At 62.9% G+C, this 15,825-nt stretch carries 13 protein-coding genes; 10 read left to right on the top strand and 3 right to left on the bottom strand.

Features of this window, described 5'->3' with window-relative positions; translation table 11 throughout:
* Nucleotides 1-927 (bottom strand): phosphotransferase family protein (locus ACHWRX_RS12975; RefSeq protein ID WP_394659501.1); only part of this gene is annotated, 927 nt, incomplete at its 3' end.
* A 164-nt stretch (nucleotides 928-1,091) separates the two neighbouring features.
* Nucleotides 1,092-4,487, bottom strand: a complete 3,396-nt coding sequence (gene car / locus ACHWRX_RS12970) for a carboxylic acid reductase (RefSeq protein WP_394659500.1) — start codon at nucleotides 4,485-4,487, stop codon at nucleotides 1,092-1,094.
* Between the two features lie 484 nt (nucleotides 4,488-4,971).
* On the opposite strand from car, the gene ACHWRX_RS12965 reads away from it, so the two are divergent.
* The 10 genes from ACHWRX_RS12965 to ACHWRX_RS12920 all read left to right on the top strand — a co-directional run bounded on the left by ACHWRX_RS12965 (nucleotide 4,972) and on the right by ACHWRX_RS12920 (nucleotide 15,148).
* Nucleotides 4,972-5,595, top strand: coding sequence for a TetR/AcrR family transcriptional regulator (locus ACHWRX_RS12965; RefSeq protein ID WP_394659499.1), 624 nt, complete (start codon nucleotides 4,972-4,974; stop codon nucleotides 5,593-5,595).
* A 177-nt stretch (nucleotides 5,596-5,772) separates the two neighbouring features.
* On the top strand, nucleotides 5,773-6,561 hold the full coding sequence (locus ACHWRX_RS12960; RefSeq protein WP_183617015.1) for a helix-turn-helix domain-containing protein: 789 nt from the start codon (nucleotides 5,773-5,775) through the stop codon (nucleotides 6,559-6,561).
* 80 nt (nucleotides 6,562-6,641) lie between these two features.
* Entirely contained in the window at nucleotides 6,642-7,424 is a 783-nt protein-coding gene (locus tag ACHWRX_RS12955; RefSeq protein WP_288486487.1) for an enoyl-CoA hydratase, read from the top strand.
* A 5-nt stretch (nucleotides 7,425-7,429) separates the two neighbouring features.
* The gene (locus tag ACHWRX_RS12950) at nucleotides 7,430-8,590 is read left to right on the top strand and encodes an acyl-CoA dehydrogenase family protein (protein WP_394659498.1); all 1,161 of its coding nucleotides are present in this window, start codon (nucleotides 7,430-7,432) and stop codon (nucleotides 8,588-8,590) included.
* 13 nt (nucleotides 8,591-8,603) lie between these two features.
* Complete coding sequence (locus tag ACHWRX_RS12945) at nucleotides 8,604-9,698, top strand: acyl-CoA dehydrogenase family protein (protein WP_394659497.1); 1,095 nt, start codon at nucleotides 8,604-8,606, stop codon at nucleotides 9,696-9,698.
* Between the two features lie 120 nt (nucleotides 9,699-9,818).
* Nucleotides 9,819-10,589, top strand: a complete 771-nt coding sequence (locus ACHWRX_RS12940) for an enoyl-CoA hydratase/isomerase family protein (protein WP_058736803.1) — start codon at nucleotides 9,819-9,821, stop codon at nucleotides 10,587-10,589.
* A 23-nt stretch (nucleotides 10,590-10,612) separates the two neighbouring features.
* Nucleotides 10,613-11,035 (top strand): PaaI family thioesterase, encoded by a 423-nt coding sequence (locus ACHWRX_RS12935; RefSeq protein WP_394659496.1) that lies wholly within the window; start codon nucleotides 10,613-10,615, stop codon nucleotides 11,033-11,035.
* Nucleotides 11,032-12,129 (top strand): NAD(P)/FAD-dependent oxidoreductase, encoded by a 1,098-nt coding sequence (locus ACHWRX_RS12930; protein WP_394659495.1) that lies wholly within the window; start codon nucleotides 11,032-11,034, stop codon nucleotides 12,127-12,129. The genes ACHWRX_RS12935 and ACHWRX_RS12930 overlap by 4 nt, the downstream gene beginning before the upstream one ends.
* Entirely contained in the window at nucleotides 12,126-13,715 is a 1,590-nt protein-coding gene (locus tag ACHWRX_RS12925) for a GMC family oxidoreductase (RefSeq protein WP_394659494.1), read from the top strand. Before ACHWRX_RS12930 ends, ACHWRX_RS12925 begins: the two co-directional genes overlap by 4 nt.
* The gene (locus ACHWRX_RS12920; protein WP_394659493.1) at nucleotides 13,712-15,148 is read left to right on the top strand and encodes an NAD-dependent succinate-semialdehyde dehydrogenase; all 1,437 of its coding nucleotides are present in this window, start codon (nucleotides 13,712-13,714) and stop codon (nucleotides 15,146-15,148) included. Before ACHWRX_RS12925 ends, ACHWRX_RS12920 begins: the two co-directional genes overlap by 4 nt.
* A gap of 33 nt (nucleotides 15,149-15,181) precedes the next feature.
* Here ACHWRX_RS12920 and ACHWRX_RS12915 read toward each other — a convergent pair whose 3' ends face one another.
* Nucleotides 15,182-15,745, bottom strand: a complete 564-nt coding sequence (locus tag ACHWRX_RS12915) for a nuclear transport factor 2 family protein (protein WP_394659492.1) — start codon at nucleotides 15,743-15,745, stop codon at nucleotides 15,182-15,184.
* Between the last annotated feature and the right edge of the window lie 80 nt (nucleotides 15,746-15,825).

The following is a 15,825-nucleotide window of genomic DNA, read 5'->3' as shown; positions in this document are numbered from 1 at the left end:
GATACCGTGGAAAATGCCGGACGTGCGGAAGTGCGCCAGCACCATGTGGAACGGGGTCAGGCGACGGCTGCTTTGCGCGACGGCGTAGTAGTCTTCGAAAAACTCGTTTTCGTCGGGCAATCCGAGCGCTTTTAGGTCCTGCCCCATCATGCCGCCATATTCCTCAAGGCGGGTTTCCCACATGAAGGACCAGGCATGCGCCAGGTCAAGAAGCGGATCGCCAACGGTGCACAGCTCCCAGTCGATGACGGCGGATATCTGAGGCTGTTTAAGATCATAAATGACGTTGTTGATCTTGTAATCGCCGTGGACAATGGCGCTCTCCTCATCCTCAGGCAAGTTGGCGCGCAGCCAGGTGACCACACGCGCCACGTCCGGATCGGTTTCGGCAAGCCCTCCCCACACCCGCGTCCAGGTGTTCACCTGACGAACCAGATATCGTTCCGGACGCCTGAAACCGCCCAGCCCCACCGCGTCCACGTCAACGGCGTGAAGCGCCGCGAGCACGCGCGCGAACTCTCGATAGTAGGCGCGCCGGTCATCGCGCGGCACTTCGGGAAGCGAGGCGTCCGCAAAGACGCGACCGGGCACGCAGCCCATCAGGTAAAACGGCGTACCGACGACGTCAGGCTCTTCCCGATACACGATCGGCTTGGGGACCGGCACGGGGGTCGCATCCAGAGCGGTGAGGATGCGATATTCCCGGCCGACATCGTGCGCGCCGCGCGCGTGGTCACCGGGCGGCCGTTTACGCAAAACCATGCGCTGCGCCGCACCGTCGACGAAATACGTCGGGTTGGACTGGCCGCCGCCGATCCGCTCCAGACCTAACGGTCCGGCGTATCCCGGCATCGTGTCGCGCAGGAAGGCATCGAATGTATCGGGATTGAAATCGATATCGTTTCGCGCGGTTGCCGATTCAGTCACGTCATAGCCCTCCCTTGGCGGGGCGGGCCTAGCGCGAGATTTACCGTGTAGGAAAGGCAAAACCTGCGCAAGGGTTTCACTTCGCCAGGGCATTGACCTTTTTCATAGGCCTTCCCGCACCGAACCGCCGCCCCTCACGCCGGTGCCGGGCGCAAGGCACGATATCAGCCGGGCGTGACAAGGCCCAGGTGCTCCAGATCGCGGATCGCTTTCGTGATGTAGCGCTTGTCGAGGTGCGGCACCGCCCCTGCTCCGACCGCAAGACGAGCGATCTGGGCGTCGAATTCGTCGTGCGGCACATGGGCGCCGGGTATGGCCGGCATCGGGCGGGAAAACGCCTCCAGCAGCGGCAGCACGGTCGCTTGCCGGCGCTGCTCGGGCAGAGCGCGCAGCTTCGTCTCGAAGCGCTCGAACCACTCGGCATGGCTGGCGATACGCTCTACCCGATGACCGCTGTCGGCGATCCAGTCAACGAACGTGTCGAGCGAAACACCGTCGTCATGTCCGTTGACCAAATGATACGTGGCGAACCCGGTACGTTTCGCCTCGGCAAGCTCGATCACCGCCTTGGCCGTGTAGTCCACCGGTATCCCGTCGTAATGCGGCCTTATCGAGTCCTCGGCGGCGCGGTAGAACGATACGGGGGCAACGCCGGTCTCGACAATGCTGATCAGCCAGCGCACGAACATATCGGGCACGTTCATCTGCCCTTGATAGCGCGTATGCGGCAGGATCATGTCCGAGCGGTGGATCGTGCACGGCAAGCCGAAACGCTCGTGCGCCTCCACCACCAGAACTTCGCCCGCCCACTTGCTGCTGGCGTAACCATCCGCATAGCCGTCACTCAACACCCATTCCGGGATGGCCTGTACGATGGGTTCATCTTCGCGAATGGCGGTGCCATCCCGTCGCCCGGCTGCCGCGATCGTCGAGACGAAGGCGATGCGTTTTGCGCGCGTCGTCAGGGCCAGCCTGATCACCTCGGCGGTTCCGGCGACGTTGGGCGCGAACAACTGCGCGTAAGGCAGCTTGTGATTGACCAGGGCCGCCGGGTGGACGATCACGTCCACGGTCTCGGCCAGACGGGTCCACGTCGTGTCATTTAACCCGAGGCGCGGCGCGGCCAGGTCCCCTGCCAGTACCTCCAGATGGCCTTCGGCCAGTTCATCGAAGCGAACGAGCAGCTCCGCATCACCGCTATCGAGGCTTTCGCGCAGACGGGCATGCGCGGCGGCGTTGTCCCCGGCTCGGATCACACAGACGACTTTAGCTCCGGTCCGAGCGGCACGTTCCAGCCATTCCAGGCAAATTATGCGACCCAGGTAGCCATTCGCGCCGGTCAGGAGGACGACCGAAGGTTCACCCAGAGCCGCCGGCGCCAGCTTCGCCGCCTTCTCCAATGTCTCGGGATCGATGAAGCGGTCGAGCTTCAGGTCTGACGCCCGCAACACATCCAGCTTGCCTTGGTGGACGACATGGGCGGTGGGCAAGGTGCCGCCATCGCCCCTCTTGAACGCGTCGATCTGCTCGGCCAGCGAAGCCAGCGTCGCCGCCGGATGGAGGATCGTGCCGACATCGATGGCCACGCCCAGCGCTTCGTCCAGCAGCATCGACAACGAAAGCGCCGAAAGCGAGTCCCCGCCCAGCCGATCGAAGCTGGCTTCCCCGGTGACGACGCTGCTTTGCGTGCCCAGCGTAGCGCGCACGGCGCGGCATACGGCTTCGAGGGTCGGCAAGTTGCGCGCTTCCAGGCGCAGTTCGCGAAGCTCGGAATCCTGCTGCTCGGCCATGCTGTCATACAAGGCCTCCAACCGCTCGGCATAGCGCGCGTTGAACTTGGGCCGCAGGTATTTGCCAACGCCCGCCAGCAATCCATTTTCCGCGCTGAACGGCTCTTCCTCCACCAGGATGTCGCGCGGTATCTCGTAAGAGTTCAGCTGCTGCGCATCAGCGACTTCCCGCAGCGCGGTCAACAAGGCCGCCTTTGTTGCGCCCGGCTCCAGGTCCGTCAGGAAATCACGGTTTGGGACGACCACGGCCAGCAGAAAGGCGCGGCTGCTGTTGCCATACAAAAATACCTGGCGGATCGCGGGGTGGCCGCTGGTGAAGACCGATTCCAGATTGGCGATCGCAACGAATTCGCCTTGCGAAAGCTTCAGCACGTTGTTGCGGCGATCGAGGTACACCAGCTGGTCGGGGCCGGTTTCAGCCATGATGTCACCGGTCTTGTAGAACCCGTCGGCATCGCACATCCCTGCCGTCAACTCGGGCCGCTTGAAATAACCCGGGATCATCCGCTCGGACTTTACCAGCAGTTCGCCGCGCGGATGGGGCCGGTCAGTGGTGAAATAGCCCAGTTCGGGAACATCGATCAGCTTGTAATCGATCACGGGTGGCCGCATGACCGTGCCATTGAAGGTGACGCCGCTCACTTCCGTAGCGCCGTATCCGTCCATCATGCGAAAACCCAGGACCTGCGTCATGAAGGCGTCCAGATCGGCGCTGGTGGGTGCCGATCCCGTCACTGCCCGCGCCAGCCTGCCGCCCAGCGCTTTCTCCCGCGTCTCGACGATCAGCGCGGCGCGGGTCTTTTCAGGGTCCTCCCCGGCGGCGATGCGCCGCTCAAGCTCTGCCTTGAAACGTTGGAAAAGCAGCTCGCAAACCCGCGGCACGAACGGAAACGTCGTCGGCCGCACGAAAGCGATGTCTTCCAGCAGGGTGGACAAGTCGCTTTTGGTAACAAAGTGGGATAGACCGCCTCGGGATATTGCGGTGGCGATGAAGGCGCGCCCGAACGAATGGCTCAGCGGCTGGTAATGCAGCAGCACGTGAAGCCCGGGCGTGTCGTTCGTCCAGCTGGGTTTCACCAGTCGCTCGGTGTACATCGCACCCTTGGGTGAGCCTGTGCTTCCGGACGTGTAATAGATCGTGCTGAGCGGATCGCTCTCGGTCGATCTGAAAGGCGCAGGCGGCGTCCTGCCCTCCCCTTGCGCACGAAGCTGGGCCAGCGTGATAACCGGCATGCCCGGCAAGGCCTGAGTGGTCTGCTCAAGCTGTGCGGAACCCGTTTCATCGTCGACGATATCGAAGATCACCAATGTGGTTGAGATGTCCGATGCTTTGATCGCCTCGATCGCCAGCGGCAGTTCGCTTACTGATGAGGCGACATAGCGCGGCGCGGCTTCAGTCAAGACTTCGGCCAGTTGCGGCGGGGCCAGGTTCATCGGCAGCGGGATGACCGGCAAGCCGACTTGCACGGCCGCCATGTCCAGCAGCACGAACTCGGGGCTGGTGAAGCCTAGGATACCGATCATGTCGCCAGGCATCATGCCCGCCGCCACCCAGGACGAGGCGATCTCCCCGATCGCGGTCCATGCTTCCCCGTAGGTCATGCTGTCGAACGCACCGAGCGTATTGCGCCGCACGAATGCCGTGCGATCGGCATAGCCAGTGAAAGCCGCCGCAACGATTTCAGCAAGCGACGCATCCGGACGCAGGATCTGTGCGGTCACCTCTGGCTTGGGGGGCAGTTCCTCGAACTTGGGCAGCGGATTGAGCATTCTGGGCCTCCGAGGGCATTGGCCCAAAGCTGGGCCTGAGAATGAGTCCGGTCTTTTCGCCGCACAATCGCAAGGCAGTGGCCGGATGTTCGTTAGATTGAGATGATGGTAAAACGCCGGGCAGTCGGGATGCCCGCTCAGGCCACCATCACCATGACACGATAAGCGCGAGTTGGTTGGGCATCTTTCCACTCTCCGTAGCGGCGCCATTTCGCGCTCTTTCTCGCCGGACCGGGGTGAACTGCGTCACTGCATCAGACCGGTCAGCAGACAAGAACCTGCATAAGGGTTGCATCAGTGTCAACCCTACCGGATTTCCATTGACCTTGCGATGCCATGCCGTCGCCGTCCGGGCGTACGAGCAACCATAATTCCGCGGTCGCTCCACCTTTTCCAAGTCAGGCGGCCTTCCCGCTGCCCGCCCGTTCGATTAGGACCATACCGGCATCAGTAGCCTCTGCCGGGGCCAGGGGAAGAACACAGAATGGATCTGCCGCGAACGCCTTTGTCCCCGCATGCCGAGCCCCAAACAGCGGGCGGCGCCGGGACTCGCGATCGCATCCGCGATGCAGCCCTTGCCCTGTTCTTGCGCGACGGATTTCGCGCCACCTCCGTGCGCCAGATCGCGACAGCCGCGGCGACGACTCACACGACGCTCTACAAATACTTCAAGTCCAAGGAGGCGATCGCGCTGAGCCTGCTGGAAGAGATCGCGCCAACCATCAGGGCTTTTCATGCTCGCGTTCCCGGAATCATCAAGGATCGTGCCGGGTTTGATCAGTGGTTTGACGACTACAGCGCGTTCTGGCTGCAGCATTACCCGATATATCATGCATTTTGGGAGGCTGCCCTGGCCAACCGCCACTTGTCGGACTGGGTCATGGAACGATCCAGGATCGTGCTGTCTGACACCTGGGCTCAATCAGACCCAGCCTTGATACTTACCGACGGGCAGCGCGAAAAACTATTGTTGTGGGCGATGAGCCTAGACAACCTTCTCAGCCTTGTCCGCATGACGGATGCCGAAGGCCAGAATGAGATCATCCGCGTGAACTTGCGAGAAATGCTGTCCGCGTCATTCGACCGCATCTTCCAGACGGCTGCCTGATTCATCGGCGACCGCGATCGCCGCCAGATCAGGACACGGCGCATAACAGCCGATCGCAGCGTCAAGCCATCATCTCCCGCCAGCGAAATCTCGAAACAGGAATTTCGATTCTAGTCTTGCGGAACCGTTCAAATGCGTCATAATGTCATAACAACTAGAAACTGACGGAGACGGAGCATGGCTACGGCGGTGAAAGAGAAGAAGATCAAGTCGGCGGACCGGGTCCTTCGCATCTTCGAGATGTTCGGCCCCGATCGGCAATCGCTCACCGTGATGGAAGTGGCGCGCGCGCTTGACGTGCCCCAGTCCAGTACGTCTGAACTGCTCGCCAGCCTTGTGCGCCAGGGTTATCTCGCCCGGGATCGCCGCGCACGCGCCTTCCGGCCGACTGCGCGCATCTCCCTGCTCGGCGCCTGGGTCCAACCGCACTTGTTCCGCGATGGCCGCCTGTTGCCGATGGTCGACAACCTGCAGCAGCAGACCCGTCTGGCCGTGTCGCTGACATCGATGGTGGGTGTTTCGCTGAAGCACGTTCACACCACGGCCGGCCCGATCCCCGCCGCCCTCGCCCAAAGCGAAGATGCTGACCTGCTGCATTCGCCCTTCGGTCATATCCTGCTGTCGCTCGTCAGGGGTGAGGAAGTGCGCAAGATCGTCCATCGCCTGAACGCGGGTTGCGATCCGGAAATGCACGTGCGCTATCAAGATCTGCAGGCTACGCTGGAGCAGGTCAATCGGCAGGGTTTCGCAACCGGTAAAGTCGCAGCTGGTTGGTCGGGTATCGCTCTGCTGTTGCCGCAGGGAATCGATGAAGAGCCGCTGGGTGTTGGCGTGATTGGCCGTACCGCTGATATCGACGCTCGCCGCGACGAACTGGTGCGCACCATTCGCCAAAACATTTCCCAATACCTTGGCCCGCGTGTCGCCCATGAGAGCCATGACTTGCGCTCCGTGGCGATGCATTAAGCTGTATTCTCAAGTCTTCAGTTTCGGACTAGACGGCTTACTGCGGTTTCGACCGACCCTATTCATCGAGGAACATTACTTTGAGCGACAAGATTCTCACCCGCAAGGACGGCGCGATCGGCCACATCGTCTTCAACAAGCCTGAGAAGATGAACGCAATCTGCCTCGAAATGTGGGAAGGCATGGGCAACGCCATGAAGCAGTTCGAGGCGGATGACGAAATTCGCGTCGTTGTCTTCTCCGGCGCGGGCGACAAGGCGTTCGTGGCTGGTGCCGATGTCTCCAAATATGCTGAGGAGCGTGGCGAAGGTGATGCTCAGGAGCATTACGCCAAGACCGGCGAGCAGGCGTTGCAGGCAATCTATACCTCCAAGAAGGTCACCGTGGCCGCGATCGACGGGTACTGCATCGGTGGCGGCGTCTCGGTCGCGCTGGTGTGCGATCTGCGCTATTGCTCGGCCAAGTCCTCATTCGGTCAGCCCGCGTTGAACATCGGCATCGGCTATCGCTATTCCTCGCTGCGTCGCATGGTCGACATCATCGGCTACGGCCCGGCGAAGGACATGCTGCTGGGCGGCCTGCGCTTCGATGCGAAGGAAGCGTACGACAAGGGGCTGGTCGGCCGCGTTCTGCCCGACGAGGAATTTCAGCCCTGGATCGACAAGATCGTCGGCAACATCTCGATCGGCGCGCCGCTGACGGCTGAAGACATCAAGTTCACGCTGTGGACCTATGCGCAGGACGAATCGAAGCGCGATCTCGATCGGTGCGAAGAGCTGTTCCAAATCTGCTACGCTTCGGAAGACTACAAGGAAGGCGTCGCTGCTTTTGGCAAGCGTAAGCCGGTCTTCACGGGCAAGTAAGCTTCATGGATCTGCGCTTCACGGCGGAGGAAGAGGCGTTTCGTCAGGACGTTCGCTCTTTCATTCGCGACAACCTGGACCCCGTCACCCATCGCAAGATGATGGACGGGCGTATTCCGACGAAGGAAGAAATCGTCGCTTGGCAGCGCACGCTGAATGCGCGTGGCTGGGCGACGCCTTCGTGGTCGAAGGAGGCGGGCGGGCCCGGCTTCTCCGTCGTGGAGCGCTATATCTTCCTGGATGAATTGCATCAGGCCCCCGCGCCCGAGCCGGTGTCGTTCAATGTCTCGATGATCGGCCCCGTGATTTCGGCGTTCGGCACGCCGGAGCAGAAGGATCGCTTCCTGGCGGCCACCGCCAACATCGACATCTGGTGGGCTCAAGGCTTTTCCGAGCCCGGCGCCGGTTCCGATCTGGCCGCCCTGCGCACCTCCGCGCGCCGCGAGGGCGATCACTTTATCGTCAACGGACACAAGATCTGGCAGGGCATGGGCCACCACGCGGATTGGATGTTCACTCTGGTGCGCACCAATCCCGATGCCCCGAAAAAGCAGATGGGCATCTCCTTCCTGCTGATCGACCTGCGGCTTCCCGGCGTCACCATTCGACCCATCATCACCAGCGATGGCCGGCACGAGGTCAACGAGGTGTTCCTGGATGATGTCCGTGTCCCGGCCGATTGCCTGGTCGGGGGGGAGAACCGGGGTTGGGACGTCACCAAGTTCCTGCTCTCGAATGAACGCACCGGAATTGCCCGTATCGGCATGACCAAGCATCTCATCCGCCGCGTGAAGCGCTTGGCAGGCGATGACGAAGCGGTGCTGCGCAAGGCCGCCGCACTGGAAGCCGAACTGAAGATCCTGGAAATCACCCAGCTTCGCATCCTGGACGCGCAACGGGGATCGAACGAGCCCGATCCCCGCTCTTCCGTGCTGAAGCTCAAGGGTGTGGAACTGCGGCAGGCTGCGTCGGAACTGCTTCTTGAAGCTGCGGGCCCGCAGGCCCTGGAGGTCCGCACCGACGAGGATCCCTTCGGTGAGGAAGACACGGAGTGGCTGGGCACGATCATGCCCAATTACGCCATCCTGCGCGCCGCCTCGATCTATGGCGGGTCGAGCGAAGTGCAAAAGACCATCGTCGCCAAGACGATCCTCGGCCTCGGCTGACAGGAAGAACACAATGAACCTGGAGCTTTCTGACGACCAGCGGATGCTGAAGGACAGCATCGAGCGTCTCGTCACCGAACGTTATCCTTTCGACAAGCGCCACGGCCATGCCGCCGGTGCGCGTGGGTTTTCGGACGCGGTCTGGGGCGAGATGGTTGAGCTTGGCCTGACCATGCTGCCGTTCTCAGAACACCTTGGCGGTCTGGGTCTGGGTGGCGTGGAAACGATGATCGTGGGCGAGGCGATCGGGCGTGGGCTGTTGCTCGAACCCTACCTCTCCTCAATCGTCCTGGCAGGAACCGCGATCGCCGAAGGGACGGTGCCCGAAATTGCAGCCGCGCAGCTGGAAGGCATCATGGGCGGGCAGACGATCGCCGCCCTTGCCGATCGGGCAGAAGTGACCGCTACGCCCAATGGCGACAGTGTTCGCCTGGACGGCGCCGCTTCACTCGTGCTGGGCGGTGATCATGCCGATGTGTTCGTCGTAACCTCAAATGACGATGCCTGGATCGTCCCGGCAGACGCGCCCGGCCTCTCGCGCCGCGGCTTCAGCCTGCATGGCGGCGGTGGCGCGGCGGACCTTACGCTCAACGGCGTGCAAGTCTCCAACGAGGCGCGCGTTACCGCGTCCGCAGTCACCCGCGCCATAGAGGCGGGGATCGCATTCCTGGCCGCCGAAGCGGCGGGGGCGATGCGCGCGGCGCTGGACGTGACGGTGGAATACCTGAAGACCCGCGTGCAGTTCGGCAAGGCCATCGGCACCAACCAGGCTTTGCAACATCGCGCGGCAGAGATGCTTGTGGAAGTGGAGCAGGCGACGTCCGCCGCGATCTACGGTGCGTTGCTGGCGAATGAAAACGATCCGGCAGAACGCGCCCGCGGAACGGCCGCGATCAAGGCGGTCATCGGCAAGACGGGTCGGTTCGTCGCGCAATACGCCGTCCAGCTCCATGGTGGCATCGGTGTCAGCGAGGAACACGTGGTGAGCCATTACTTCCGCCGCCTGACTGCGATCGGCATGCTGCTGGGCGGCACCGACGAACAGATCAAGCGGCTGGCGAAGATGGGTGGTTTTACATCTGCCACGCCGCATCTAGCCGCAGCCTGACCGATAAGACCGGGCCATCACGCCGGTACATCGCAGCGGCGATAACTGTATGCGCACTGCCGCGCCAGATCGGGGCGTGCTAGGGGCCGCATCCAATAGCTTACGAGAAAGGGTTCCTGCATGTCGGTCGAGGTACAAATCGATAGTGGCGTCGCCACGGTCACGATCAATCGCCCGGAACGCAAGAACGCGATCACCATGGCGATGCGTGGCGAATTCCAACAGGTGTTCGAAAGCCTGCAGGACAATGATGATGTTCGCGTCATCGTCCTGACCGGGGCCGGTGGCGATTTCGCGGCCGGGGCCGACGTGGGCGAGATGGGTCAGGGCGGCGTGCGCGGCAACTCGATCAAGGCGCGCACCTTGCACCGCATGGTCCGCAGCGTAGCCCACACCAACAAGCCGGTGATCGCCGCTGTCGAAGGCGTATGCATCGGCGTGGCCTTTGCACTGGCGCTGGCATCGGACTTCATCATCTGCGCCGACAACGCGCGCTTCCAGTTCGCCTTCCGCCATATCGGTCTGGCAATGGACGGGGCGGCAGGCTGGCTGCTGGAGCGTCACGTTGGCATAATGCGCGCCAAGGAAATCGCTTATTCCGGGCGTTTCGTTAGCGGTACCGAAGCGGTTTCGCTCGGCTTTGCGCTTGAATCAGTTCCTGCCGGCGGCGTTCTGGCGCGTGCGCAGGAGATGGCCGCCACCTTTGCCAACGCGCCCACGATCGCGCTGTCGCAAATCAAGCGCCAGTTCGACGCGGCACCGGGCCAGACCTTGGCAGACGCCCTGGAGTTCGAATTCGCCGTGCAGGCTCTGATGACCTGGACTGACGATTTCCGCGAAGGCACCACTGCCTTCAAGGAGAAGCGCAAGCCTGCCTACACGGGGGCCTGATGCCCTCGACTGGCTCAAGCGACGTGGCAGCGCAGATCGCGGCGTTGCTTGAGAAACCCTACGCCCGCTTCTTCGGGTTCGAGGTCTTGCGGGCAGAGCCTGGTGCCATCACCCTCGCCTTGGCGCATCGGGTGGAATTCCAGCATGCGCCGGGTTTTTTCCAAGGCACCGTCACCACCGCCATGGGTGAAATCGCCGGCAGCTGGAGCGCTGCGACGGCGGCAGGAAGTGAGCATGACACCGTGGTTCTGGAGCAATCGATCCGCTTTGTCGCCGCCGCGCGGGGTGATCGTCTGATCGGCGTGGGCCGGATGATCCGCAAGGGCAAGTCGATCAGCTTCGCGGCGACCGACATCTTTGCCGAACACCACGGCGAACGCACCTTATGCGCGCAGCTCTCCCTCACTGCCCGCCATTCCCTCCTGCGCACCGGAAGTGCTGCATGACCGATCAGGTCGACGCCATCGTCGTTGGCGCGGGCGTGGTCGGGCTGGCGATCGGGCGGGCGCTGGCGCTAGCCGGTAAGCCGCCCTTGATCCTGGAAGGCGAGCCGCATTTCGGATCGTGGACGTCCAGCCGCAACAGCGAAGTGATCCATGCGGGTATCTATTATCCGGAGGGGTCGTTGAAGGCACGGCTGTGCGTCGAAGGGAAACACCAGCTCTACGCGTTCTGCCAAGCACGCGGTGTACCTCATCAGCAGCTTGGCAAGCTGATCTTCGCCCATAGCGACACTCAACTGGATGAGCTGGATGCGATCCTAGCGCATGCGCGGCAGGCCGGCGTCGATGATCTCAGGCCGCTTGATCGCGCCGACGCGCGGGCCATGGAGCCAGAGCTGGATTGCGCCGGGGCCTTGTTTTCCCCTTCGACCGGCATCGTTGACAGCCACGCCTTCATGCTCGCCTTGCTCGGTGAAGCGGAGAGCCATGGCGCGATGCTGGTACCCGGCAGCGAGATCACCCGCGTAACGCATGTTAATGGCCTGTGGCATGTCCATCTCGACGATGGCGAAGCCGCGGTGGCCAGCCCGATCCTCATCAATGCTGCGGGCCTGGGCGCGCAGGCGCTCGCGGCACGGATCGAGGCCTTGCCGGCGACGCATGTGCCGCCGCTCCATCTCGCCCGAGGAGTATATTTCACGTATTCCGGCAAGGTACCATTCTCGCACCTGATCTATCCGGTGCCCGAGGCGGGCGGCCTTGGCACCCACTTGACGCTCGACCTGGGTGGGCAAGCGCGCTTCGGCCCAGACGTGGAATGGATCGATACAATCGACTACACCGTCGATCCCGCCCGGCTCCCACGCTTCGCCGCTGCCGCCAAGCGGATCTGGCCCGGGCTTGACGAGACCAGGTTGCAGCCAGGCTATGCCGGCATCCGCCCCAAGGTAAGCGGGCCGGGTGAGCCGGCAGGTGACTTCATCATTTCCGGCCCTGAAGATCACGGCTGCCCGGGTCTGGTTAACTTGTACGGGATCGAGTCTCCAGGCCTGACCGCCAGCATGGCTATCGCCGATGTCGTGGCGGCCAAGCTGTGACAGAAGCTGACTACATTATCATCGGCGGCGGCAGCGCGGGCTGCGTCCTCGCCGCCCGCTTGAGCGAGGATCCCTCGATCCGCGTCCTGCTGATCGAGGCTGGACCGCGCGATACCAATCCCTGGATTCACGTGCCGCTGGGCTACGGCAAACTGTTCAATCATGAGCGATTGAACTGGCGGTTCCAGTCCGAGCCGGAGCCGGGCATGAACGGCCGCCGGGTGAACCAGCCGCGTGGCCGCGTGCTGGGCGGTTCCTCCTCGATCAATGGCCTGCTGTATGTGCGCGGACAGCGTGAGGATTTCGATGCCTGGTCGCGGCTGGGCAATCGGGGCTGGGGCTATGACGATCTGCTGCCCTATTTCCGGCGCGCCGAAGGGCAGCAACGTGGCGCCGATCCCTGGCACGGTGCGGATGGCCCGCTCGCCGTCTCCGACCCCAGCGAGCCACATCCGCTTTGCGACGCCTTCATCGAGGCGGGCGTGGAAGCGGGCTATGCGCGCAACGATGATTTCAACGGCGCGACGCAGGAAGGCGTGGGATATTACCAGTCCACGATGAGGCGGGGCCGTCGGTGCAGTGCGGCCGTGGCGTATCTAAAGCCCGCTCGCAACCGCCGGAATCTTCAGGTCACTACCGGCGCGATGGTTCGGCGCATCCTTCTGGAGGGCAAACGCGCCACCGGCGTCGAGTGGACGGACGAAAGCGGCACGAGCCAGCGCGCCACCGCCCGGCGCGAAGTCATCCTGTCAGCCGGAGCCATCGGCAGCCCGCAAATCCTGGAATTGTCCGGCATCGGCGATGGTGAACGTCTGCGCGGACTGGGCATAGAGACGATCCACCACAACCCCGAGGTGGGGGAAAACTTCCAGGACCATCTCCAGGTTCGCACCGTCTATAAGGCGGCGCGGCCGATCACTTTCAACGATGACATGCTCTCGCCCTTCCGCACCTTGGGAGTGGGGCTGCGCTACGCGATCAGCCGCAAGGGACCGCTCACGGTTTCGGCGGGATATGCGGGCGGCTTCCTGCGCTCGGACATCGCGCGGGACGAAAGGCCGGATATCCAGTGCCTGTTTATCACCTTCAGCACGACGAAGATGGGCGACAAATTGCACGCCTTTTCCGGATTCACCGTGTCCTCCTGCCCGCTTCGACCTGAAAGCCGGGGCCACGTCCACGCCGTCAGCCCCGACGCGACCGTCTCCCCCGCGATCCTGGCGAATTTCCTGACCACCGAGCGCGATGAAGCCGAAGTCGTCGCTGGTATGCGCATCGTGCGAAAGATCATGGCGCAATCCGCGATCGCTCCGTTCGTGAAGGAAGAACACATACCCGGCTCTGACATGGCCAGCGACGAACAGCTTTTGGCCTACGCCCGGGAAACCGGCGGCTCGATCTATCACGCCAGCTGCTCGGCCGCGATGGGCAAGGTAGTGGATGCATCGCTGCGCGTCATGGGGATCGAGGGCTTGCGCGTTGCCGATGCCTCGATCATGCCCGCAGTACCGTCAGGCAATACCAACGCTGCCGTGATCGCCATCGGCGAAAAGGCGGCCGACATGATCCGCGAGGACAATCGATGACCGAATACACCACGCTGGGCCTTTACATCGATGGCCGCTTCATCACGTCAGGTGCGGGCCGCAAGTCCGAGCCGGTTTTCGATCCGGCGACGGATGAGGTACTGGCCGAACTTCCGCACGCGACTTCCGGCGAACTGGACGAGGCCGTGTTCGCAGCCGAGCGGGCTTTTTCCGCCTGGCGCGCGAAATCCGCGTTGGAGCGCAGCGATATCATGCGCCGGGCCGCCGGCCTGCTGCGCGATCGGATGGATCACTTGTGCCGCGTGATGACGCTGGAACAGGGCAAGCCCCTGGCGGAATCGCGGGGCGAGTGGGTTCACGCGTGTGAAATCCTCGAATGGTGCGCCGAGGAAGGCCGCCGGGTCTATGGCCGGATCGTGCCCTCGCGCATGCCCGGTCTCGACCACTTGGTCTTGTCGGAACCTGTCGGCCCTGCCGCGGTCTTTACGCCCTGGAATTTCCCGGCGCTGACCCCTGCCCGCAAGCTTGCGGCCGGTCTCGCCGCCGGGTGCCCTGTAATTCTCAAGGCGTCGGAGGAGACGCCGGGCTCCTCGGTCGAAATCGTGCGCGCCCTGCATGAAGCGGGTTTACCCGCCGGCTGCGCGCAACTGGTGTTCGGCGTGCCGTCGGAAGTGTCCGAGCAGCTTATCCTGGCCCCCGCCATTCGCAAAGTCAGCTTTACCGGATCGACACAGGTGGGTCGCCACTTGATGAAGCTGGCGGCCGAAGGGCCCAAGCGCACCACGATGGAATTGGGCGGTAATGGTCCGGTAATCGTGTTTTCAGACGCGGACTACGATCGCACGATCAAGACGCTGGCAGCCGGTAAGTTCCGCAACGCCGGCCAGGTCTGCGTCAGCCCTGCCCGGTTTTTCGTGCATGAAAGCCTGATCGACCGGTTCACCCAGGATCTAGCCGCACATGCCGCCGGTATTTCGGTCGGCTCTGGCCTTGCCGCAGACAGCGTGATGGGTCCCCTGGCGAACGGCCGCCGGGTGGAGGCGATGGAGCGCTTCATCGCCGATGCCGAAGATCGGGGCGGAACCATACGCGCCGGTGGCAAGCGTACGGGCAATGCGGGTAACTTTTTCCAGCCAACCGTGGTCACCGGGCTGGACGGCGACGCCCTTCTCTTCAGCGAGGAATGCTTCGGCCCGATCATGCCGATCGCGCCGTTCTCCACCGTGGACGAAGCGATTGAGAAGGCGAACTCCGTCGCCGCCGGGCTTGCCGGTTACGCGTTCACCACCAGCCTCGACACCGCGCAGACGGCGATGCATCGCATCCGCACCGGTATGGTGGGTCTCAACACGCTCGCGATCTCCACTCCCGAGACTCCGTTCGGCGGCGTCGGCGAAAGCGGTCATGGTTCGGAAGGCGGCATGGAGGGGCTCCAGGCCTATCTCGATACCAAGCTGGTATCGCTGGCCTGAAGCTTCCCAGCGGCCGGTCAACCCGGATGCGCTTCAGCTTGCTGGAGCGTATCCACGGCTGCGGGTGAGTGGGCGATCGTGTGAGATATCGTTGCGGTCGCGGGTGTTCGGACCGGTGGCCCGCATTTGCGAGAGATACTCCGCAGGCACGTCAACGGGGTTGAACGAGCCGGAAATCTGGTTGACGCACACCCGGTGCGCGATCGCCCAGTGCCCATCGCGCTTTTCGAAACGATCCACGTAGCGGCCGAAAGCCAAAGTCGGCGGGCCTTCTCGGTTTTCGCCCCAGAAGACGTAATACGTTTCGCCGTGAGCCACATCTCCGTCGATCTCGACCGTGTGGTTGGTGATGATATGCTGGTGCTGGTGCTGGAATTCTCCATGCCAGCCGATCGCCCAGTCGGTGAACTGGTCGGGATCGCCCTCCGCGACGCCATGCTCGTCGACCGCGTCGGGATGATAGGCCGACGCCATCAGCGCCTTGTCGAAACGATCGATCCCGCGTGTGTAGCGCAGCAGCGCCTGATAGATTTCATGCCGGTCCTTCTGCTCACGCACGAACGCGATCAGCTCCGGCGTCAATTCGGTATCGGCCATTTGCATCTCTCCTGTTATATTCCGGTCTCGACTTTCCCTGCTCTGGCGCGATGGCGCAAGGCGCGACGAACTGATCACAT

The organism is uncultured Novosphingobium sp., from assembly GCF_964277725.1.
Classification (GTDB): domain Bacteria; phylum Pseudomonadota; class Alphaproteobacteria; order Sphingomonadales; family Sphingomonadaceae; genus Novosphingobium; species Novosphingobium fluoreni.
This window is presented reverse-complemented; position numbering and strand designations above follow the sequence as displayed.